This window comes from Hymenobacter endophyticus, from assembly GCF_032464715.1.
GTDB classification, from domain to species: domain Bacteria; phylum Bacteroidota; class Bacteroidia; order Cytophagales; family Hymenobacteraceae; genus Hymenobacter; species Hymenobacter endophyticus.
The window spans coordinates 58,205-79,812 of sequence record NZ_JAWDJT010000002.1; the positions used below are offsets into that span (position 1 = coordinate 58,205).

Here is a 21,608-nt window from a genome sequence, read left to right on the forward strand (position 1 = left end):
GGTATTTTTGTGGATTCTCTGGCTTTCCTCTCTGTTTGCGGCTGCTATGCTTCCCGAAATTACCCCCCTCGATTTACACGCCCGCCTGCAAAGCGGCGAGACTATTCAGCTGATTGACGTGCGCCAGCCCGAGGAGTTTGCCTACTGCCGCATTGAGGGCAGCCAGCTGATTCCGCTGGGCGAGTTGGCCCGCCGCGCCGAGGAAATTGACCCCAACCAGCCCACCGTGCTCATCTGCCACCACGGGGTGCGCTCCATGCAGGCCCTGGCTTACCTCCAGCACCGCCACGAGCTCACCAACCTGCTCAACCTGCGCGGCGGCATCCACGCCTGGAGCCTCCAGGCCGACCCTGCGGTGCCGGTGTATTGATTTCTACTGACGCCTATCGGTCTTGCGGCACCTTCGTGCCCTATTTTTCCCTATCAATGTTTCAGTATAGCATCTCAACTACCAGAATACCTTACATTCTGATTTGGCTGATATTCAGTTGCAGTTATCTGCTGCCACAACCGCTGCAAGCCCAGGCGCAAGCTCCCGGGTGGGCCTCGGCCCGAAAAATACAATCGGGCACCGGCAAAGTGGTGGCGGACCACGATGCTGCCGGGAACAGGTACGAGCTGCGCACTTTCAGCAATACTGAAACGCTGGGTACCACCATCCTCACCAGCCAGGGCATTGCGGATATGGCTTTGGTCAAATTTGCCCCGGACGGTACCGTACTCTGGGTCAGGCAGCTAGGAACTGCGGGTAACGAACAAGGATACGCGTTGGCCGTTGACAAGAGTGGCACCGTGTATCTGGCCGGCCTCACTGCTGCTCAGTCCGGCAATGGAGGCCCGCCCCGCTTGGCACTGGGTAACAACTTATTCGTCACCAATGCCTATGCCAGCTGGTATCCTAAACTGTTCGTGGCCCGCTATTCATCCCAGGGCACGGCAGAGTGGGTGCAGCAGAACGACCCGCTGGACAAGGATTATCCAGCAATTAGCGCTCTGACGCTGGATGCCGCTGGCAATATGTGCGTGGAAGGAGAATATGAAAATAACTTCACCTTCGCCGGAGCCAGCCTGCCTAATCCCGCCTATCGGTATTACCGATTTACGGCCGGCTTCCAGGCCAGCTCCGGCGCACCGCGTTTCCTGCGCCACTTGCTGGAAGCGCCGCAAACAGGTTTTCTTACTACCAGTTTCGTGCAGGGCCTCTCGACGGGTGGATATTACGTGGCGGTTCCGTGTTTCTCTTCCTTTACGCTGCAAGGCACTACCGTTTACCGCAACAACAACAAACCCTTTAGTGTGCTGCTCCGCTACCGCTCCGACGGCACTGTGGCGTGGGCGCGCCCGCTGCAAAACAACAAGGAGGTTGTGATTACCGCCATCCTGACCGATGCTCAGGACAATGTATATGCCGCCGGCTACGCCACTGGTTTGCTGCCCCTGAGCACGGGCATAGGCACCGATACCATCCGGCTGGGCACCACCACTTCAACCAGACAGGCCTTACTGCTAAAATACAACCCGGCGGGCCATCTGTTGTGGGGCCGGCAACTAAACACCTGCGTGGCAACCGCTACCAGTCAGCACTACGCTTTGGCCCAGGGCGCCAACGGCACGGTGTATTGCACTGGCCAGTTCTCGAATATCATAGCTGCTAACGACGATTGTGTTGTGAGCCGGGGCCTGAATGATGTGCTGGTTACCTCCTACACCCCCACGGGCCAGCTCCGCTGGGCCCGGAAAGCCGGCGGGCCAGGCGACGATTACGGCCGCTATGTTTTCGCAATGGGGGCCGATGAGTTGATAGTAATAGGTAGCATGGGGGCTGAATGCACATTTGGCACCGAATCCGTAGCTGCTCCTGCAGGAACTTTCGCAGCCCGGCTGGGCTCCAGCTTCCGAGCCTCAACAGACTGCCCCGTTGAGCAGATAGCACCCTTTCCTACTCCTACCCTCGACTGGCTGTATCTACCGGAACTGCCTTTGCCGGCCAGGGTGGAAATTCTGGATGTGCTGGGCCGCCGCGTATCGTACAGCCCACAGCATCAAACCTGCCGACTGTGGTTGGGCGATTTGGCCGCTGGCTCCTACACATTGCGCCTTACCACTGCGCAAGGCTGCTACTATACCTGCCGGGTGCTGAAACTATAACGCAGCGGCCACTGGATTTTATCCAGCTCGCTACAAGCCCTGATACCCGGATTGTAGCGGTTTTTCAACTGTCTGCCTTCTTCGCCATTCATTTTCTATGCAGCTTCCCAACCTCCCCATTCTCGATGCGCTGCCGGAGCTGCTGAGCACCCTGGAAACCCACTCCACGGCCGTGCTGCAGGCTCCGCCCGGCGCGGGCAAAACCACCCTGGTACCGCTGGCGTTGCTGGAAGCGGCCTGGCGCGAAGGGCGGCGGATTCTGGTGCTGGAACCGCGCCGGCTGGCGGCCCGGGCGGCGGCTACCCGCATGGCCCAGCTGCTGGGCGAGCCGGTGGGCCAGACGGTAGGCTACCGCATGCGCCTGGAAAGCAAAATATCGGCCAAAACGCGCATTGAGGTAGTAACGGAGGTAATCCTGACCCGCCAGTTGCAGGATGATCCGGCCCTGGAAGGCGTGGCGGCGGTGCTGTTTGATGAGTTTCATGAGCGTAGCTTGCAAGCCGACTTAGGCCTTGCCCTGGCCCTGGATGCCCAGCAGGTGCTCCGCCCCGATTTGCGGCTGCTGGTGATGTCGGCCACGCTGGATGCCAACCGGCTGGGCCAGTGGCTGGGCGCGCCGGTGGTGCGCAGTCTGGGCCGCATGTTCCCGGTTGATACGCACTACCTGAGTCCCCGCCGGGCCGCCACCGCCTCCGCCCGCCCCCACGAAAAGCTCCAAGACCTCGTGCCCGCCATCATCCGCGAAGCCCTGCACACCCACCCCACCGGCGACGTGCTGGTGTTTCTGCCGGGCCTGGCCGACCAGCGCCGCGTGGCCGATAAGCTGGCCTCACTGCCCGAGCACATCGATATGCACGTGCTGCACGGGGAGCTGCCCGCCGAGCAGCAGGACGCCGCGTTGCGCCCCGCTCTGGCCGGCCGCCGCAAGGTGGTGCTGGCCACCAGCATTGCCGAAACCAGCCTGACCATTGAGGGCGTTACCATTGTGGTGGATGGGGGCTACGCCCGGGTGCCCCGCTTCGAGCAGCGCACCGGCCTGACCACCCTGGGCACCGAGCCCGTGAGCCAGGCCGCCGCCGACCAGCGCCGGGGCCGGGCCGGCCGCCTGGGACCCGGCACCTGCTACCGCCTCTGGACGGAAACCGAGTTCCAGGCCCTCCCCCACCACCTGGCCCCCGAAATCCTCACCGCCGACCTCAGCCCCCTGGCCCTGGAGCTGGCGCTCTGGGGTGCACAAGATGCCACGGCCCTGCGCTGGCTGGATGCGCCCCCGGCTCCGGCGCTGGCCCAGGCCCGGGAGCTGCTGGTGCGCCTCCAGGCCCTTAGCCTCGATGGCCGGCCCACCGCCCACGGCCGGGCCCTGGCCGGGTTGGGGCTGGCCCCGCGCCTGGCCCATCTGGTGGTGCGCGGGCAGGAAATAGGGCACGGCGCCACGGCCTGCGCCCTGGCGGCCCTGCTCACGGAGCGCGACATTCTGCGCCCCGCCGACGGCTCTTTTGGCCCGCCGGATCTTCGGCTGCGGCTGGAAGCCCTGCACACCGGCCGGGCCCCGCTGCCGGGCCTGCAGCCCGATGGAGCCGGTATGCGGCGCGTGCGGGAAGCCGCCACCGTGCTGCGCAACCGAGCCGGCGCCAAAGGCACCATTGAGCCCGACGTGGCTGGTTTGCTGGCGGCCCTGGCCTACCCCGACCGGCTGGCCCAGCGCGAAACCCCGGAGCGGGTGCGGCTTATCAGCGGGCAGCGGGCCACCTTGCCAGCGGAGTTTTTTGGGCAGCAGCATACGTTTTTCGCGGTGGCGGCGCTGGATGGGGTGGCCGCCCAGCCCCGCGCCAGCCTGGCCGCCCCCCTCAGCCGCCAGGAGCTGGAAACCCACTTCGCCAACCAGATAGAAACCCAGGATGAGGTGCGCTGGGATGAAGCCGCCGGCCGCGTTACGGCCCGCCGCCTGCGCCGCCTCGGGGCTTTGGTTTTGTCGGATGCCAACCTGCCTAGCCCCGAGCCGGCGGCTATAACTGAGGCATTGCTGGGCGCAATCCGGGCTGGTGGCGTGGGCCGGCTGCCCTGGAGCGAAGCCACCCAACAGCTGCGGGAGCGGCTAGGATTTCTGCATTATCACTTCCCTGAAAACTGGCCCGACGTATCGGACGAGGCGTTGCTGACGGAGCTGGAAGACTGGCTCGGGCCTTATCTCGGCGGGGTGAAGTCGATGATGGAATTGGCCCGCGTTGATTTTCAGGAAGCCCTGCTAGGCCGGCTGCCCAACGGCTGGGCCCAGCGCCAGGAGCTGGAGCGGCTGGCCCCGGCCCACCTGGAAGTGCCCACCGGCTCCCACATCCGGCTGGATTATGCTGAGCCGGCGGCCCCAGTGCTGGCCGTGCGCCTGCAGGAGGTGTTTGGCCTGCTGGATACGCCCACGGTGGCGGGCGGGCGCGTGCCGCTTACTCTGCACCTGCTCAGTCCCGGCTACCGCCCCGCCCAGGTTACCCGCGACCTGCGCAGCTTCTGGACCAGCAGCTACTTTGAGGTGCGCAAGGAGCTGCGCGGGCGCTACCCCAAGCACTACTGGCCCGAAAATCCCTTGGAGGCTCAAGCCATCAGAGGCACCAAGAAGCAGAACGGTTTGTAGCGCGCGGCCAGAACTGCGCGGGGCCACTTAGTGGTTTGCTACTTTTTCGGCTGTTTGATCTAGCCACGTACCTCATTCATCGAGAAGCACTTAAAACTTAACATTAACAATTAGGTAACCCAGGAAACAATTCGGTAACATTACTCTATGCAAACATCTACCCCTTCAATAAGGGGGCTGATGCTGCTGACGAGCCTGCTGTTGCTGCTGACGCACCCGGGCACGGCCCAGCAGCGTACGGCCCTGCCCGCCTCCTCCACCATCCGCCACAATACCTGGCTGATGTTTTTGAGTGACGCCCGCCTGAGTAAGCGCTGGGGGCTGCACACCGAGGTGCAAGTACTCCGCACCCGCACCTCCGAGCTAGGTTCGCAGAACGTATTTCGGGGCGGGGCCAACTACTACGCCGCCGATAACCTAGTGCTGACCGGTGGCTATGCCTACTCCCAGGCCGTGGCCGATGATAATTTCACGGGCGCTATTGGCCCCGAGCACCGCCTCTACCAGCAGGTGCAACTTCATGATGCCAAGAGCCGGCTGCATGTACACCACCGCTACCGCCTGGAGCAGCGCTGGGTACAGTTTCAACCCGGGCAGGAGTTTGCTTATCTGAACCGTATGCGCTACCAGTTACGCTTGGTGGTGCCGCTGCTGGGCCCGGAGCTAACCAGCAGAATGCCCTATGCCGTGGCCGCCGACGAGATTTTTCTGGGTTTTGGTAAAGGCTCTAAGGGCCGGCTGTTTCAGCAGAACCGCGCGTATCTGGGCGTGGGCTACCAGATCAGTAAGGCCTCGGCGGTGGAGCTGGGCTACCTCAACCAGTTTGTGCAGCTGCCGGTGGAGAGCCGGCCGGAGCTGAACGAAAATATACAGTTCAGCCTGTGTTTTAATCCTGATTGGCGGCGCACCATGCCAAGCCTCAAATAAAGGCGCAACCTATTTTTGATAAAATTTACCTAGAGAGGGAACTTTTTTCGCAGTGTGCGTGAGAGAATGGCATTATCATTGGATACGGCAAATCCAGTCTTCATCCATCTTTCTTTCATACTGCTATGAAACGCACTTTTACCAGTTTATCATTACTCTGCGCTGCATTGAGGTTCTCGGGTACGGCCGCGGCCCAGGATACTGCCGGCTGGAAGTTTTACTTTGAGGCCGGGCCAAAAATTACCGACTTCCGGACTACCTCCTACGGTGGCACCTACTCTCCGCAGTCGGGCAGTACTTATTTTTCGGAAGAGGACCGCCGGGTGTCCGTGCGCAACACTTTCTCGGCCTTTATGGATGTGAAGGCGTTCCGGCCTCTGTCGGAGCGGCTGGTGCTTTCGGGCACCGTGGGGCTGGATATGCAGCACCTGAACTACCGCACCGGCTACACCCAAACCACCAGCAACAGCGTAGTTACGGCCTACGGCAACGAGCACATCAGCCGGCTGCTAACCCGAGCCCGGGCCGATTTTGGCCTGCATTACCAGGTTCGGCTAGGAGAATCGGGGCGGCTGCTACCGGGCGTGTCGGTGGGCCAGATGGTAAACCTGAGCAAAGACGGCTACAGCTACACCTTTATTCAGCCCGGCCTGTACTTCACCAACGACCGGCTATTGCTCTCCGCTACCGTTTCGGATACGCCCTACAACGTGCTGATTCCGGGAGCCTCGCACTTTGAGGGCGAGTTACAAGGGCCCTACACCTACGATGCCGAGTACCGCATCCGCGAGTTTCAGCTAAGCGTCGGGGCCAAGTTTTAACAGGACCCTACTCCAGCAAAAAGCCCCGCAACGTATGCTGCGGGGCTTTTTGTTGGCTGCTTGCGGGCCGTCTATTCGCCGGCGGGGTAGTCAGCGGAGTCGCCGAGGTCGGCTACCTGAGCCAGTTCCTGCACCAAGCCAGTGAACTTCTCGCGGGCCCCTTTTACGGCGGCCTTGCCCAGCGGCAGGTGCAAGGGTGGGTTTTCCTGGCGCACTACTTCAAACATGATGCGGGCGGCGCGCTGCGGGTCGCCGGGTTGCTTGCCGCTGTAGCTCTGAATGCCCTTGAGGTTTTCGCCCACGGTGCTGCGGTAGTCCTCAATGCTGGTATCCACGTAGGTGGCGGAGCTGCCAGCCCACTCGGTGCGGAAACCGCTGGGCTCAATGTTGGTGACTTTGATACCCAACGGGGCTACTTGCTGGGCCAGGCTTTCCCCAATGGCTTCCAGGGCAAACTTGCTGGCGTTGTACACACCCACGCCCGGGAAAGTTTTGAGCCCCCCGATGCTGGTGATGTTGAGTACGTGGCCGCTGCGCCGCTCGCGCAGGTGGGGCAGCACGGCCCGCAGCACCCGCAGGGGCCCAAACACGTTTACATCGAACTGGCGCTGCACCTCGGCCTCATCAATTTCCTCAATGCTGCCCAGGGAGCCGTAACCGGCGTTATTTACTACTACATCTAGCTGCCCGAAGAACTGAATGGCGTCCTGCACGGCCTGCTGTACCTGCTGCTCGTTTACCACGTCGCAGACAAAGCCGCGGGCCCGGTTGCCGTCTTTCTGGGTGAATTCATCGGCTTGCTCCTGCTTGCGGAAGGTGGCGGCCACTGAGTCGCCCTGGCTGAGGCAGTATTCGGCCAATTCCTTACCAAAGCCGGTGCTTACCCCGGTAATAAACCACGTTTTAGTTGCCATACAAAATCAGGATTTTCTGGAGTGAGGGGAGAGAAAACAAACTGCTCCGGGAGAGGCCTCCCGAAGCAGTTACGTGGGCCTGCGTGAGGCCCGTTGCTGGTTGTGTAAACTGGTGGCTAACGTTTTTGTTTGCCTCTAGCGGTTCTGCTGGCTGAAATACAGCTGCATCACGGTGGTAATTTTTTCCTTGGTCAGGGGCTTGCTGACCATGCCGGCAATGGGGTAGTCCTCTAGGCGGGCCAAATCACCGGATGGCATACTCATGGCCAGAATTACAATGACAGTAGCCTGCTGCACGGCTTGGGGTAAGTCATGAAAGGCCTCCAGGAATTCCATTCCGTTCATGACGGGCATGGCCATATCCAGCAATACCAGCACGGGCTGCTCGGGTGTTGCCGAAACACTGCATTCTTGCAGCATGCGTAAAGCTTCCTCGCCGTTGGAAGCCGTGAGGTATTTCTCGGTCAGGCGCAGTTCGTAGAGCGTGGATTCATTCAGAAAGTTGGTGGAAGGGTCGTCGTCGACGAGCAGAATAGCGGATATCTGTGGCATAGCCGGTACAGCAAATGAAAACGCGGTAAGAGGAAAGTGACTGCCAGCGTATGGGCTACCGGTGGGTTAAATGGTTCCGGACTCCTGGAGCAGTTCGGTGATGGAGGCGGAGGTCAGGGGTTTGTGGCGGAACTCAGCCCCGAAGGCATGGGCCCGCTGCCGGTCGGCGGGCAGCTCCGAGGAAGATACTACAATGATGCGAATGGCCCGCTGCTGTTCCGGTGACCAATGCTGGTACTCCTCCAGAAACTCAAAGCCGTCCATCACGGGCATATTCAGATCCAGCAGTACTACCACTTTGCCGCTAGGCTGCAACTGTAGCTGGTGTAGTACTTGCAAGGCCTCCTGCCCGTTGGTGGCCAGCAGCAGCTGCACCTGGCTGGCGTAAGGACGCATCAGCCGTTGTCCCAGATAACGCGCTGCTTCGTCGTCATCGACGAGCAAAACGGTTAGGGGTTCCGCTGCCGCCGTAGGAGCAGGGGGTATTTCTGGGTTTTTCATACTAGTGGCTACGCTCTGCCTTCACTATTGGTTGGGGCAATACTGCCCGAAAGATAGAACCAACTCCCACTTTGCTGGCAACCGAAAGCTGCCCGCCGGTTTTCTCAACTACCTGCTTGGCCAGATACAGCCCAATACCGGAGCCCTCTACATGATCGTGCAGGCGCTGAAACATCCCAAAAACCCGCTGCTGCTGCTCGGGGGTAAGTCCCAGGCCATTGTCCTCTACTTCCAGCACAAAAGCCTGCTCCTGATTGAAGTGGCAGCGCACCTGCACCAGGGGCGCCCGCTCGGGGGAGCGGTATTTCAGGCCGTTGCTGAGCAGGTTATACAGCAGACTGCGCAAGTGCTTCTCGGCAAACAGCAGCTGGGTGCAACTGTCGGGGGAAAGCAGCACTTGCCCACCGGTTACGGCCAGCAGCGGGGCCAGGTCGCGGCACACGTCCGCCACTACTTCCGGCAACGATACGTGCGTAATTGGCTGATCCTGCACATTCTGCCAACGGCTGACCTCCGTTAAGTACTTGATGGTGCGCTGGAACCGTTGCACCGAATCCTGCATCAGGCGCAGCACCGTTTCCGTATCGGCCTCGGCGGCCGGCTGGGTAAGTTCATGGCGCAAGGCTTGCAGCAGCCCATCAATGTTGGTGATGGGCGCCTTCAAATCGTGCGAGGCCATGTACACGAAGGTATCCAAGTCGGCGTTGGCGCGCGTCAGTTGGGCGTTGGTGTTGCTTAGCTCGTCGGCCAGTTGCTGAGCCTGCTGCTGGTTGGCTTGCATGCTCAGGCGGGCGCGTACCTGCTCCGTTTCGTCGTAGGCAAATACCAGCACGCCATCAATCTGGTCAAGCTCATTGCGGCGGGCCTGGTAGGTGAAGGTGAAGTACACCGTTTCCAGGGGCTGGCCCTCCGTGCGGGCTACCTGCACCGGAAACTCCCGCGCCACATGACTCTCGCCAGTGGTGTACACCTGCTGCAACAATGCCAATACCGGTGTACCCGCCAGCTCGGGCAAAGCCTCCAGCACCGGGCGGTTCAGCAAGCTGCGACCCGGAAAAATCAGCTGATAGGCTGGGTTCACCAGTTGATAAGTGAACGTAGGACCAGCCAGGATAGCAATGGGGGCGGGCACTTCCAGAAAGAGGCTATGCAACAGGTTCTGCTGCTTTTGCTGCTGCTGCCGAATGGCTACCTGCTCCGTTACCTCGTAGCCCACGGCAATGAGGCCGGTAGTGTGGCCGGCCTCATTTTGCAGGGGCTGGAAGGTGAAGTCGACGTAGGCCTGCCTGGGCTGGCCGGTATGAAACCGGTTTAGGGTAACGGGGGCTTCGTTGATGGAGTAGGGCTGGCCGGTGCGCATCACGCCCGCCAGAATATTCTCGAAGCCCTGGCCCGCCGTATCGGGTAAGGCCTGAAAATACGGCTGGCCCAGCGTGCCAGCCGGCGGCCGACCCCATATTTCGCCAATGGCAGCGTTGGCCAGCTCTATCACCAGCTCCGGCCCCCGCAGGATGGCAATGGCCACGGGCGTTTGCTCAAAAATCCGGCGCAAATCGGCTTGCTGGGCTTCACGCTGGGCTTCGGCGGCCCGAATGCCCTCGGCTACGCGCACTTCCAGCAGCTCGTTCTGTCGCTCAATCTGCTGCCGGGCTTCTACCTGCGCTGTTACCTCGTAGGCAAACACATAAATACCGCTAATGTCTCCTTGCTGACTACGCCGGGCCTGGTAAATAAAGTTGTAATAACGCTGCTCCAGGTCGGCCGGGCCCTCGTTAGCGTGGTCTAGTTGCACCAGCATTTCGTGGGCCGAGAATGTTTCCCCGGTTTGGTACACCTGGTCCAGCAGAGCGAAAATGGGCTGTCCCTTCAGCTCCGGCATAGCCACCGCAATGGGCAGGCCTACCAGCGGCCGGGCACCTACCAACGCCTGATAAGCCGGATTAACAAACTGAAAAACGTGGTCGGGGCCATCGAATACGCAGATCATGGCCGGCGCCTGCTCCAGCAAATTGTACAGGTGCTCCCGCTGGCGGTTGGCCTCCGCATACGCTGCCAATTCGCGAGCCTCACTCTGCTGCCGGGCCTCCTGCTCGGCAGCCAGCACGGCTTCGCTCACAGGCAGACAGTTCAGCAACATGCCTTCGCCCACTTGCTGGGCCGTTGCCCGCAGTGAAATACTACCTCCAGACAGTGGCAGTCCAACCACGCGCTCCACCAGTTGGCTGCCCGCAAACCAGGCGGTCTGCAACAGCTCTAGTATGCCGGCTGCCTGGTTTGCGGGCAGCCATTGCCTCAAGCCCTGACCGGGCGTGGCCGGGCCCAGAAGCCGTTCGGCAGCCGGGTTCAGGTAGTCAATAGTAAAGTCATGCACTGCTCCTGCTTCGTCTGTTAGGGGCAGGAAATACCCCACTCCCGCCAGCGAGTTTTCGAGCAGGGCTGGCAGTAAGCTAGCGGGAAGGGAGCGGGCGCTATTCGCGAAACCAGCAGGCATAGGCAGAAATGGCAGATACCAGCAAAGAACTGGCCGCCGACGCAAGTTCTCACTTTCACTCCAATTTACCCCCCTCTGTTAGGGGCAGCGGCACTACCCCGGCAGTTATAAACAGATTCTGCTATCAATCCATGACCAGGGCCCGGGTATGTGGCGGGTGGCGGTGGTACTTGGCCCTCGTTGGTCCCTAATGGCAAGCCTTGGTGCCCGGTCCCTGATAATTTCAGACAAGGGTAACGAGAAAAAGAGCAGCCCGAACCGCAAACCCAATTTTCTGCCGTACCTTTGACCGGCAATAAGCGGAACCTAACCTACTTGTTGCCATGGCCGACCACGCTGCCAAAATTGCCTTCGAGGCGCTTACCTACGACGACGTCCTGCTGCTGCCCGGTTATTCGGAAGTACTGCCCCGCGACGCCGACCCCAGCTCCCAGCTCACCCGCAACATCCGGCTCCAGCTCCCCTTCGTTTCGGCCGCTATGGACACCGTTACGGAGGCTGAAATGGCTATTGCCCTGGCTCAGGAAGGTGGCATTGGCATCATCCACAAGAACATGAGCATCAAGGCCCAGGCCGAGCTGGTACGCCGCGTAAAGCGCTCCGAAAGCGGCATGATCCTCGACCCCTTCACTCTGGACGAAACCGCCACCCTGGCCGATGCCCGCAAGCTGATGCGCAGCAACAACATTGGCGGAATTCCGATTGTGGATGAGCAGCGCCGCCTTAAAGGCATCCTCACCAACCGCGACCTGCGCTTTGAAAAGGACATGACCCGCTCGGTAACCGAGGTAATGACGGCTGCTCCGCTGGTAACCGCCAAGGCCGGTACCGAGCTGGCCGCCGCCGAGGATATTCTGCAGGATTCTAAAGTGGAGAAGCTGCCGGTTATAGATACCGAGGGCCGTTTGGTGGGCCTCATCACTTACAAAGATATCCGGAAGCGCCGCCGTACCCCCAACGCTTGTAAGGACGAGCTGGGCCGCCTGCGCGTAGGAGCCGCCGTGGGCGTAACCGCCGACTTGCTGGACCGCGTGGCGGCCCTGGTAGAAGCCGGTGTAGATGTAGTGAGTGTGGATACGGCCCACGGCCACAGCAAAGGTGTACTGGATGCCGTGCGTAACCTCAAGCAGCAGTTTCCCAGGCTGGAAGTAATTGCCGGCAATGTAGCCACTGCCGAAGGTGCCCGCGCCCTGGCCGATGCTGGGGCCGATGCCGTGAAGGTGGGCGTAGGCCCCGGCTCTATTTGTACCACCCGCATTATTGCCGGTATTGGGGTACCCCAACTCTCGGCAGTACTGGAAGCGGCCCGGGGCCTGGAGGGTACCGGCGTTCCGCTCATTGCCGATGGTGGCATCAAATACTCCGGCGACGTAGTAAAGGCCCTGGCCGCTGGCGCCAGCACGGTAATGATAGGCTCTTTGCTGGCCGGCACCGAGGAGGCACCCGGCGAGGTAACCTTATTCGAGGGACGCAAATACAAAAGCTACCGGGGCATGGGCTCGGTGGAGGCCATGGAGGAGGGCTCGAAAGACCGGTATTTTCAGGATGCCGAGGACGACGTGAAGAAGCTGGTACCCGAGGGCATTGTAGGCCGCGTGCCGTACAAAGGCCTGGCCGCCGAGGTACTGTACCAACTGTCGGGGGGCTTGCGAGCCGGCATGGGCTACTGCGGAGCCGGCAGCATCGAAGCCCTGCACACGGCCCGGTTTGTGCGCATCACCGGAGCAGGCCTGCGCGAGTCGCACCCCCACGATGTACAGATTACCCGGGAAGCCCCCAACTACAGCAGCCGTTAGCTAACCGGCTAAGCCTGGGCGTGTAGTACCGCTCTATACTTTCCTGAAAAGCCAACGGCTGCTGCAGCCGTTGGCTTTTTTGTTGGGGGTGCCTGCCTGGTGAGTTTGCCGGTGTTCAGATGATTGTGGTGGCTTTTTGGCTATACCCTGTATCTTGCTACTCAATTTAGCTCCCAGCCCCTACCCTGCAGTAGCAGGATTTACTGCATGTCGTTCCTCCGGAAGTTACATCCCTTCCTGTATCCTGTTTCGCTCCTGACGTGGCTTGGCTTGCTGGCCTGCATGCTGCTGTACGCGCATCCAGCACTGGCCCAGCAGGTTTCCCGCCCGCCGTCCTGGCTTTTGCTGGTGCTGCAAGCTGTATTTGCCGCCAGCATCTTCATTCAGGAGCGCAGTGCTGCTGAGCGGCTCCGTGGCCTCGATTTCGTGGGCCTGCTTCGCCGCTTGGTACTGGGGCCTTGCCTGCTGGCTACTGTGTGCGTGGGCCTGCACTTAGTACAACGCCTCACCGAGGATCAGATGCCCGGCGTCGGCTCCATCTTATTCACAGTAACCTATACCGTGAATGTTGGCTTGTTTGTGCTGCTGCTGGCTCGTACCAATTACGTATGGCGCTCCTTGGTATTGTTTCGCTCCTCCGGCAAGCTACGGCAGCAATGGGAAGCCTTTGAGATTCTGCTAGGTGTTACCCTGCTTGTGCACTTGTTTGCCCCCACTCCTACCTGGGGCTTCAACAGCGTTATATTCGGGGCCTTGGCCGCGTTTGGTGCCTACATCAGCAGCCACCAGAAGTGGGTGGCCTATCTGAGCCGACGGCAGAAGCTGGAAGCCGTGCTGCTGCAAGTGGCGGTGCTGCTTTCAATGGGGGCATTTGTTTTCTACTTCCTGCAAACTCAGCAGGACCCCCACCTGGTAGCCCCCGCTACTCAGCATACTTTCCTGATTCTGAATGCTTTTTTTGCGGGCTTTTATGCCTTCATGGGCCTGCTGGTTACGGTTTTCAATCTGCCTACCGCCAGCGTGTTTGAGCAGAAGCGGGAAGAAATTCTGAGCCTGCAGCGCCTGACCCAGCTTATCCAGCGGGGCCAGACCCCGGAGGAAGTATACCGCATGTTCTTCGACTCGGCCGTACAGACAGTAAATGCCGATGCGGCCTGGCTGGATCTGTCGGCTGAAGGCACCACCCAGCAACTGTTTCAGCAGCACATCAGCACTGAGCAGATTACGGCCGTGCGCAGCCTGCTCACCGACTACAACCTCACCCACATTGAGTACCTGAACAACGACCTGTTCGACAGCAACGGGTTTCGGGGGCTTGATTTGCCGTATGGCTCCTTAATGGTGATGCCCCTAAGCTCCAGCAAGCGCCAGTACGGTAGCATTTACATGCTCAAGGAGCAGCCCCAGGGCTTTGACCGGGAGAACCTGAGCATTTTGCAAACCTTCGCCAGTCAGGCAGTGCTCAGCATCGAGAACCTGCAGCTGGTACAGGCTTCCTTGCATACCCAGCGGGTGCAGGACGAGTTGAAAATTGCCTCGGCCGTACAGGATAGTCTGATTCCGAAGAACCTGCCCATTGACAACTGGTTTGAAATCAGCTCCCACGCCTTGGCAGCCACCGAGGTAGGTGGTGACTTCTACGACTTCCTGCACCTGCCCGGCCGCCGCCTGGCCGTGCTCATCGGCGACGTATCGGGCAAGGGCGTTACGGCGGCCTTCCACGTGGCCCAGATGAAGGGTATCTTTCATGCCCTCATGCAGGAGAACCCGCTGGCCCGCAATGAGCGGGATAAATTTCCGGTACCCAGCAAATTCATGGCGCAGGCCAACAACGCCCTGGCCCGCTGCCTGGAGCGCTCCGCCTTTATTACGGCCTCCCTCTACATCATTGATTATGAGCATGGTGGCTTTGTATTTGCCCGCGCCGGCCATTGCCATACGCTCTACTATCACTCCATCAAGGAGGAAGTTTCCTACTTCCGCACGACGGGGCTGGGCCTGGGTATCATCCGGAATGACACCTACGAGAAACACATCAAAAACCAGTTTTACGACTACAACCCCAGTGACGTGATGGTGATTTACACCGACGGCATTGTGGAGGCTCGAAACGGGGCCCAGGAAGAGTACGGCGAGGAGCGCCTGCAACAAATGCTGGAAAGCACCTATTACCTTGACGCCGACCAAATTAAAGAACGTATTCTGGCTGACCTGACCGAGTTCAGCCTGGGCCAGCCCATGCACGACGATCAGACGCTGCTGGTCATTAAATTTAAAGCTGCTCAACCCGAAGCTACTCTCTAACGTAGCACCGAGCTATGAAAATAAATCAACACGTTACCGAACATACGCTTACGCTCAGCCTCGACGGTGAACTGGACGCCAGTTCCTCTGTGCTCCTGGATACCGAGCTAAGCAAACCGGAAATCCTGGGTTTCCAGAAAGTACTGATTGACTGCCGCCAGTTGAACTACATTTCCTCGGCGGGTCTGGGGGTGTTCATTTCCCATTTGCAAACGTTTCAGGACGCGGGCGTGAAGCTGGTGTTCTTCAACATGCAGGAGAAAGTGCACAACGTATTCGAAATTCTGGGCCTGGACTCGTTGATGACGATTGTACCCTCGGAAGCGGAAGCAGTAGCCATTTAGTCGCGTTGCACAGAACACGCAGGGAATGAAACACGCAATCCGAATTAGCTGCACACGCCGCAACCTGAAGGTGGTGCGCGACTTCGTGAGCGACTTTCTGGCGGCTTACCACTTGTCCGACCTGATTATCAACCAGATTGTGCTGGCTGTGGATGAGGTGGTGGCCAACTTAATTATTCACGGTAACGGGGAAGACGAGTCGCAGTTTCTGGACGTTCGGGTATCCATACTGGAGCAGGAATTCTGCATCGAGATAGAAGACCAAAACCTGACCTCCTACTCCCCCTCCAGCTACCAAGAGCCTGATCTGCAGGAGTATGTACGCATCGGCAAGAAAGGTGGCGTGGGTATGATGCTGGTCAACCGCATCATGGATCGGGTGGAGTTCACCACGCAGGATGCCCATAACTTGTGCCGCCTGTGTAAGAAACTGGGCTAGAGTACCGTTATACGGTTGGTCAACAAAAAAGCACTCTGCTGGCAGAGTGCTTTTTTGTTGACCGTCAGCCGGCGTCCCGTACCCGGAAAAAATCCGTAAAATTGCGACTAGCAGCCATCCGTATCCGGAGCGTTTTCCGGCCGATTTTCTGGCTTCTTCTGATTACTTACTGTATGCACAAACGCATTTTGTTTGCCGGCACCGCCGCGGCTGCCCTGCTGGCCGGGTGCCAGGCTACCAAGCCTACCACGAAGGCCGCCGCGCCCTCGGTTGAAACCCTGGGTACCACGGAAGTTCCTGCCTCTGAATTTGCCTACGTATACCGCAAGAATAACAGCTCAGCCCCCGAGTTTGGTACCAAAGCCAGCGTGCAGGAGTACCTCGACCTCTACACCAACTTCAAGCTGAAGGTGCTGGAAGCCGAGCAGCGCGGCCTCGATACTACCCAAGCCTTTAAGCGGGAGTTGGAGGGCTACCGCCAGCAACTGGCCCAGCCCTACCTCACCGAGAAAAGCGTAACCGACAAGCTGGTGCGCGAAGCCTACGACCGGATGAGCAAAGAGGTGAATGCCTCCCACATTCTGGTACGTATCACGCCCGATGCCAGCCCCAAGGACACGCTGGCGGCTTACCAGAAGATTACAGCCCTGCGCCAGCGTGTGACCGGTGGCGAGGACTTCGCCAAAGTGGCCCGCGAAACCTCCGAAGACCCTTCGGCCGCTGAAAACGGCGGCAAGCTGGGCTACTTCACAGCCATGCAGATGGTGTACCCTTTTGAGTCGGTGGCGTACAGCACGCCGGCGGGGCAGGTGTCGCAGCCGGTACGCACGCGCTTTGGCTACCACATCATTAAAGTAAATGATGTACGCTCGGCCCAGGGCGAAATCAAAGTAGCCCACATAATGGTGCGCACCACGCCCGGCATGCCCGCGGCTGATTCCGTTACGACCAAGAAGAAGGTGGACGAGCTGTACAGCCGCCTTACCCGCCAGGGTGCGGCTTGGGACAAGCTGGTCTCGCAATTCTCGGAAGATGCCGGCTCGGCGGCCAACGGCGGGGAATTGCCGCCCTTCGGCACCGGCCGCATGATTCCGAGCTTCGAGGAGGCTGCTTTCAAGCTGCAGAAGCCCGGTGATATTTCCCGGCCCGTACAGACGCCCTACGGCTGGCACATCATCAAGCTGATTGAAAAGCAGCCGGTGCCTTCGTTTGAGGCCATGGAGCCCACGCTGAAAAGCAAAGTAGCCAAGGATTCCCGCTCGGAACTCAACAAAGCGGCTTTCCTGAAGCGGGTGCGCACCGAAAACCAGTTCACCGAAACAGCGGCGGCCAAGGACTACGCCTTTGCTAAAACCGACACGGCGCTGGTAGGTGGCCGTTTCCAGTACACGGCCCCGCCCGCTCCCGCCAAGGCAGCCAAAACTACCACGGACAACTCCACGCTGTTCACCATCGGCGGCAAGCCCTATCTGGTGAAGGATTTCCTGACCTACGCCCAGCAAAATCAGCGGCCCCGCCCCGGCGCCGAGCCCCGCTTCGTGGCCCAGCAGCTTTATGACCAGTACGTGGAGCAGAGCTTGGTGGAGTTTGAAAAAGCCAACCTGGAAAACAAGTACGAAGACTACCGCATGCTGGTGAAGGAGTACCGCGACGGAATTCTGCTGTTCCAGCTCATGGATGAGAAGGTGTGGAGCAAGGCTATTGAGGACACCGTAGGTCTGCAGAAGTTCTTCGCCGACAACCAGGCCAACTACCGCTGGGAGCCCCGGGTGCAGGCCACCGTTATCAGTGCCGCCTCACCCGAGCTATTGGCCAAAGCCCAACAGCTTCAGAAAGCGGGCCGCTACCAGCTTACTACCGGCCTGCCCGCGCCGGTAGCCTTCCGTACCGGTTCAGCCGAAGCACCGGGCAACGCCCTGACGGCGCTGGCTGAGCAGCTGCTGGCCGATGCAAGCCTAAGTCTGCGTGCCGTAGGCCATATTAAAAAAGGCGAAACGCCCGCCCTGGCCCGGCGGCGGGCCGAGGCCGTAGTGGCAGCGCTACGGGCGGAGGGCGTACCAGCCAGCCGCCTCAGCAGCGGTGCCAATACCAAACCCTCAGCCGCTCAAGCCACTTTTGAGCTGATGACCACCAACCCAGCCGCTCTGGAAGGTATGATGAACACCCAGAACCCATTGGCGGTGCAAGTACAGCAGCGCAGCTTCCAGAAAGGCGACAGTAAAGCAGTAGACCAGTTCCTGAACAGCGCCCCCGGGACCTACACCACCCAGCAGGACGGCCGCTACTACGCCATCATCGTTGACAAGCAACTGCCGGCCGGCCCTAAAACCTTGGCCGAAGCCCGCGGTCAGGCTACCTCCGACTACCAGAACTACCTGGAAAAGCAGTGGATTGGTCAGCTGCGGGAGAAATATCCGGTGAAAATCAACCAGCCCGAGGTAGATAAGCTGGTGACGAAGTAAGGTAAGCTAGTAGAGAAAAAGGCAGAAAGCCAAACCCAGTTCGAGCCGTGTAGGGCCACGCTGGTTTTGGCTTTCTCCTTTTTTCTGGCCACCATCCCGCCTCTGTTGCAACCTCCGCTGGCTGGCTGGCCTCTCTTTGCCGCATAGGGGCACTAACTGGGTGCTTCCCGGTGTTTTTGCCAGAGAAAGGATTTATGATGAAATTTACGGGCGGCTTGTGGCGTTTTGCCTGTCGTCTGGCTCTGGCAGCACTGAGTTGCCGGCAGCATTACGGAAATACTCCATGATTCAAATAGTAGGGGCCCGCAAGGCGCTGTTGAGTGCAGTTTTAGTAGCCGTATCGGCCACAGCCAGCTTCGCCCAGTTGGGGGTAGGCCGTCCGGTAGGCCAGAAAGTAGTGGATGGTATCATTGCCAAGGTGGACAACCAGATTGTGCTGCGCTCCGACCTGGAAACCATCTTCGCCCAGGAAACGGCTCGGGCTGAAGGCAAACCGTTGGCCCCCGATACTAAATGCCGCATTCTGCAAAGCCTGGCATTGAACAAGCTGCTGCTGGCTAAAGCCGAAACTGACTCCGTGGTGGTGGAAGACAACCAGGTGAAAAGCGAACTGGACCGCCGCATGGCTTATTTCGTGCAGCAGATTGGCTCCGAAAAGAAGCTGGAAGAATACTACAACAAGCCCCTCAAGCAGCTCAAGGAAGAGTTGCGGGTGCAGGTGAAAGAGCAGTTGGTGCAGCAGAAAATGCAGGACCAGATTGCCGGCAAGGTGTCGGTAACGCCCCGGGAGGTGCGGCAGTTCTTCAACAAAATGCCCAAAGACAGTCTGCCTTACTACTCCACAGAGGTGGAAGTGGGCCAGATTGTGAAGCTGGCCAAAACCAACTCAAAGTCCAAACAGGCGGCCCAAACCAAGCTCAACGACATCCGGGCGCGCATCGTGGCTGGTGAGGACTTTGCGACGCTGGCCAAACAGTTTTCCCAGGACCCCGGCTCGGCCGTGGAAGGCGGCTACCTGGGCTTCTTTAAGCGCCGGGAGCTGGTGCCCGAGTACGAAGCCGCTGCCTTGCGCCTGGAGCCCGGCGGATTGTCGCCCATCGTAGAGTCGCAGTTCGGGTTTCACCTGATTCAGCTGATTGAGCGTAAGGGCGACTCTTACAGCACCCGCCACATCCTGCTCAAGCCAGAAACCGGGTCAGCCGATACCAATGAAGCGGCTCAGGATCTGGCCAAAATCCGCCGCCGTATCATGGCCGACAGCCTCTCCTTTGCCAAAGCGGCCAAGGATAATTCCGACGATAAAATTTCGGGTGGTAATGGCGGCATGCTCACCAACCGCCGCGACGAAAGCACTTACCTGCCCCTCGACCAGCTCGACCCGGCCATCTTCTTCACCATTGATACCATGAAGGTGGGCAGCATCACGCCGCCCATGCCCTACCGCACCGACGACGGGAAGGATGCCGTACGGATTCTATACCTGAAGTCGAACCACCCGCCCCACCAGGCCAACATCCAGGACGACTACCAGAAAATTGCGGCGGCAGCTCTCAACGAGAAGAAAAACAAAGCCCTGGACGCCTGGTTTGCCCAGAACCGCGGCACTGTGTACCTCGAAGTTGACCCCGAATATTCCGGCTGCCAGCTGCTGAATTCCGTTAATTAGTTGGCAGTTGGTGGTTGATAGTTGTCAGTAATTCTCTGCCGACTACTAACGAGCAACTGACAACGAACAACCAATAACTAACAACTCCTGAATGCCTTTCTCCTCCGATAAAGAAGCCGCCGACGCGTTAGCCCTTTCCTACCAGAAACTCCTCCAGGAAATCGGCAAGGTGATTATCGGGCAGGATGAGGTGGTGCAGCTGGTGCTGACGGCCGTGTTTTCACAGGGCCACTGCCTGCTGGTGGGCGTGCCTGGCCTGGCCAAAACCCTGCTTATCCAAACCATTGCCGATTCGCTGGATTTGTCCTTCAACCGGGTGCAGTTCACGCCCGACCTGATGCCTTCCGACATCGTGGGCTCGGAAACAATGAACCAGCAGCGGGACTTTCATTTCGTGCCGGGCCCCATTTTCGCCAATATTGTGCTGGCCGACGAAATCAACCGGACGCCGCCCAAAACCCAGGCCGCTCTGTTGGAAAGCATGCAGGAGTACGCCGTGACCGTGGCCGGCAAGCGGTACCCCTTGGAGCGCCCATTTTTCGTGCTGGCTACCCAGAACCCGATTGAGCAGGAAGGCACCTACCCCCTGCCCGAAGCCCAACTGGACCGCTTTATGTTCAACATTGAGTTGGGCTACCCCAGCTATGAGGCCGAGCTGCAGATTGTCAAAAACACTACCTCTGACCGCAAACCCAGCGTAAGCAAGGTGCTGACGGCCGCCGAAATTCAGGCGTTTCAGCAGTTGGTACGCCGGGTGCCGGTGGCCGATAACGTGGTGGAGTACGCCGTAGGCTTGGTACACAAAACTCGCCCTAGCACCGGCCGGGCTGCAGCCCGCGCCACGCAGCTGCTGGAGTGGGGTGCCGGCCCCCGAGCCTCTCAGCACCTGATTGTGGGGGCCAAATGCCACGCCTTGCTGCACGGCAAATACTCCCCCGATATTGAAGACGTAAAAGCGGTAGCCCTCCCCATCCTGCGGCACCGCTTAGTGCGCAATTTCAAGGCCGAGGCTGAAGGCATTACGGTAGATCAGATTGTAAAAGAACTCCTTTGATTAGTTATGAGTGTTGAATGATGAACTGACAGGTAGTTAATGAATCTGTTTTCTTAACTGCTTCCTGTTGCAGCTCATTATTTGAAATTCATACCTCATAATTCCTTAAAAAAATATGGAAGCAGCCGGTTACTACCAGCAGTTTGAGCGCAACCTGGAAATTATCCTGAGCGGCCTGGAAGCAGGCCTGGATGTGCGCACCACGGCCCTCAACACCTCGTTGCCGCTGGAAGTGTACGTGCTTAGTGAAGTGCTGAACCAGGGCGGCGGCCAGTTCCGCCTCACCACCGATGCGCCGTTGGAGCGCCTGCGCGAGTTCTATGGCCAGTTCCGGCAGAACCAAGTTGGTACGGAGTCTCTGTTGCAGCGCATTCTGGATGACAAGAAAGCCATGATGCGTACTCCCGAAGGCCGTGTACTGACGAAAGAAATGCTGATCCGCCGCCTGGAATACTTCAATGAAGCTGCCCGGCAGGTAAACGTTATGCGCAACCAGCAAGCACTGGGCAGCCCGCCCCAAAGCCGCTCCGGCATTGGGGCCGAGCTGCAGAAAGGTTAATTAC

At 59.4% G+C, this 21,608-nt stretch carries 17 protein-coding genes; 13 read left to right on the forward strand and 4 right to left on the reverse strand.

All coding sequences use genetic code 11. The features are described from left to right. Positions 1-46: 46 nt before the first annotated feature. The 5 genes from ROI90_RS02545 (at position 47) to ROI90_RS02565 (ending at position 6,522) form a co-directional block, all read left to right on the forward strand. Positions 47-370 (forward strand): rhodanese-like domain-containing protein, encoded by a 324-nt coding sequence (locus ROI90_RS02545; RefSeq protein WP_315996781.1) that lies wholly within the window; start codon positions 47-49, stop codon positions 368-370. Positions 371-426: 56 nt separating this feature from the next. Continuing rightward, complete coding sequence (locus tag ROI90_RS02550) at positions 427-2,148, forward strand: SBBP repeat-containing protein (protein WP_315996782.1); 1,722 nt, start codon at positions 427-429, stop codon at positions 2,146-2,148. Between the two features lie 97 nt (positions 2,149-2,245). Further along, positions 2,246-4,774, forward strand: a complete 2,529-nt coding sequence (gene hrpB / locus ROI90_RS02555; RefSeq protein WP_315996783.1) for an ATP-dependent helicase HrpB — start codon at positions 2,246-2,248, stop codon at positions 4,772-4,774. 147 nt (positions 4,775-4,921) lie between these two features. After that, the gene (locus ROI90_RS02560; protein ID WP_315996784.1) at positions 4,922-5,701 is read left to right on the forward strand and encodes a DUF2490 domain-containing protein; all 780 of its coding nucleotides are present in this window, start codon (positions 4,922-4,924) and stop codon (positions 5,699-5,701) included. A 125-nt stretch (positions 5,702-5,826) separates the two neighbouring features. Further along, positions 5,827-6,522, forward strand: coding sequence for a hypothetical protein (locus tag ROI90_RS02565; RefSeq protein ID WP_315996785.1), 696 nt, complete (start codon positions 5,827-5,829; stop codon positions 6,520-6,522). Positions 6,523-6,593: 71 nt separating this feature from the next. On the opposite strand, the gene ROI90_RS02570 is transcribed toward ROI90_RS02565, so the two are convergent. The 4 genes from ROI90_RS02570 to ROI90_RS02585 form a co-directional block, all read right to left on the reverse strand. After that, complete coding sequence (locus ROI90_RS02570) at positions 6,594-7,436, reverse strand: oxidoreductase (RefSeq protein WP_315996786.1); 843 nt, start codon at positions 7,434-7,436, stop codon at positions 6,594-6,596. A 135-nt stretch (positions 7,437-7,571) separates the two neighbouring features. Further along, positions 7,572-7,988, reverse strand: coding sequence for a response regulator (locus ROI90_RS02575; protein ID WP_315996787.1), 417 nt, complete (start codon positions 7,986-7,988; stop codon positions 7,572-7,574). 66 nt (positions 7,989-8,054) lie between these two features. After that, the gene (locus ROI90_RS02580) at positions 8,055-8,489 is read right to left on the reverse strand and encodes a response regulator (protein ID WP_315996788.1); all 435 of its coding nucleotides are present in this window, start codon (positions 8,487-8,489) and stop codon (positions 8,055-8,057) included. 1 nt (position 8,490) lies between these two features. Further along, complete coding sequence (locus tag ROI90_RS02585; protein ID WP_315996789.1) at positions 8,491-10,980, reverse strand: PAS domain-containing protein; 2,490 nt, start codon at positions 10,978-10,980, stop codon at positions 8,491-8,493. A 323-nt stretch (positions 10,981-11,303) separates the two neighbouring features. On the opposite strand from ROI90_RS02585, the gene guaB reads away from it, so the two are divergent. The 8 genes from guaB to ROI90_RS02625 all read left to right on the forward strand — a co-directional run bounded on the left by guaB (position 11,304) and on the right by ROI90_RS02625 (position 21,604). Then, a complete protein-coding gene (guaB, locus tag ROI90_RS02590) occupies positions 11,304-12,776 on the forward strand; it encodes an IMP dehydrogenase (RefSeq protein WP_315996790.1) in 1,473 nt (490 codons plus the stop codon). Positions 12,777-12,983: 207 nt separating this feature from the next. Then, positions 12,984-15,080, forward strand: coding sequence for a GAF domain-containing SpoIIE family protein phosphatase (locus ROI90_RS02595; protein WP_315996791.1), 2,097 nt, complete (start codon positions 12,984-12,986; stop codon positions 15,078-15,080). Between the two features lie 14 nt (positions 15,081-15,094). Then, positions 15,095-15,424, forward strand: a complete 330-nt coding sequence (locus ROI90_RS02600) for an STAS domain-containing protein (RefSeq protein ID WP_315996792.1) — start codon at positions 15,095-15,097, stop codon at positions 15,422-15,424. A 25-nt stretch (positions 15,425-15,449) separates the two neighbouring features. Further along, positions 15,450-15,863 carry an ATP-binding protein gene (locus ROI90_RS02605; RefSeq protein ID WP_315996793.1) on the forward strand — a complete coding sequence of 138 codons (414 nt, stop codon included), beginning with the start codon at positions 15,450-15,452 and terminating at the stop codon, positions 15,861-15,863. Between the two features lie 173 nt (positions 15,864-16,036). Continuing rightward, positions 16,037-18,325: a peptidylprolyl isomerase gene (locus ROI90_RS02610; protein WP_315996794.1), complete on the forward strand. Its 2,289-nt coding sequence runs from the start codon at positions 16,037-16,039 to the stop codon at positions 18,323-18,325. A 283-nt stretch (positions 18,326-18,608) separates the two neighbouring features. Next, on the forward strand, positions 18,609-19,991 hold the full coding sequence (locus tag ROI90_RS02615; RefSeq protein ID WP_315996795.1) for a peptidylprolyl isomerase: 1,383 nt from the start codon (positions 18,609-18,611) through the stop codon (positions 19,989-19,991). Between the two features lie 91 nt (positions 19,992-20,082). After that, entirely contained in the window at positions 20,083-21,045 is a 963-nt protein-coding gene (locus ROI90_RS02620) for an AAA family ATPase (RefSeq protein WP_315996796.1), read from the forward strand. Positions 21,046-21,160: 115 nt separating this feature from the next. Beyond that, complete coding sequence (locus ROI90_RS02625) at positions 21,161-21,604, forward strand: hypothetical protein (RefSeq protein ID WP_315996797.1); 444 nt, start codon at positions 21,161-21,163, stop codon at positions 21,602-21,604. Positions 21,605-21,608: the final 4 nt, after the last annotated feature.

What these genes read in the sequence shown, in the direction of transcription:
- ROI90_RS02545 (WP_315996781.1), top strand. Translation starts at nt 47, where the DNA reads ATGCTTCCCGAAATTACCCCCCTCGATTTACACGCCCGCCTGCAAAGC.
- ROI90_RS02550 (WP_315996782.1), top strand. Translation starts at nt 427, where the DNA reads ATGTTTCAGTATAGCATCTCAACTACCAGAATACCTTACATTCTGATT.
- hrpB (WP_315996783.1), top strand. Translation starts at nt 2,246, where the DNA reads ATGCAGCTTCCCAACCTCCCCATTCTCGATGCGCTGCCGGAGCTGCTG.
- ROI90_RS02560 (WP_315996784.1), top strand. Translation starts at nt 4,922, where the DNA reads ATGCAAACATCTACCCCTTCAATAAGGGGGCTGATGCTGCTGACGAGC.
- ROI90_RS02565 (WP_315996785.1), top strand. Translation starts at nt 5,827, where the DNA reads ATGAAACGCACTTTTACCAGTTTATCATTACTCTGCGCTGCATTGAGG.
- ROI90_RS02570 (WP_315996786.1), bottom strand. Translation starts at nt 7,436, where the DNA reads ATGGCAACTAAAACGTGGTTTATTACCGGGGTAAGCACCGGCTTTGGT.
- ROI90_RS02575 (WP_315996787.1), bottom strand. Translation starts at nt 7,988, where the DNA reads ATGCCACAGATATCCGCTATTCTGCTCGTCGACGACGACCCTTCCACC.
- ROI90_RS02580 (WP_315996788.1), bottom strand. Translation starts at nt 8,489, where the DNA reads ATGAAAAACCCAGAAATACCCCCTGCTCCTACGGCGGCAGCGGAACCC.
- ROI90_RS02585 (WP_315996789.1), bottom strand. Translation starts at nt 10,980, where the DNA reads ATGCCTGCTGGTTTCGCGAATAGCGCCCGCTCCCTTCCCGCTAGCTTA.
- guaB (WP_315996790.1), top strand. Translation starts at nt 11,304, where the DNA reads ATGGCCGACCACGCTGCCAAAATTGCCTTCGAGGCGCTTACCTACGAC.
- ROI90_RS02595 (WP_315996791.1), top strand. Translation starts at nt 12,984, where the DNA reads ATGTCGTTCCTCCGGAAGTTACATCCCTTCCTGTATCCTGTTTCGCTC.
- ROI90_RS02600 (WP_315996792.1), top strand. Translation starts at nt 15,095, where the DNA reads ATGAAAATAAATCAACACGTTACCGAACATACGCTTACGCTCAGCCTC.
- ROI90_RS02605 (WP_315996793.1), top strand. Translation starts at nt 15,450, where the DNA reads ATGAAACACGCAATCCGAATTAGCTGCACACGCCGCAACCTGAAGGTG.
- ROI90_RS02610 (WP_315996794.1), top strand. Translation starts at nt 16,037, where the DNA reads ATGCACAAACGCATTTTGTTTGCCGGCACCGCCGCGGCTGCCCTGCTG.
- ROI90_RS02615 (WP_315996795.1), top strand. Translation starts at nt 18,609, where the DNA reads ATGATTCAAATAGTAGGGGCCCGCAAGGCGCTGTTGAGTGCAGTTTTA.
- ROI90_RS02620 (WP_315996796.1), top strand. Translation starts at nt 20,083, where the DNA reads ATGCCTTTCTCCTCCGATAAAGAAGCCGCCGACGCGTTAGCCCTTTCC.
- ROI90_RS02625 (WP_315996797.1), top strand. Translation starts at nt 21,161, where the DNA reads ATGGAAGCAGCCGGTTACTACCAGCAGTTTGAGCGCAACCTGGAAATT.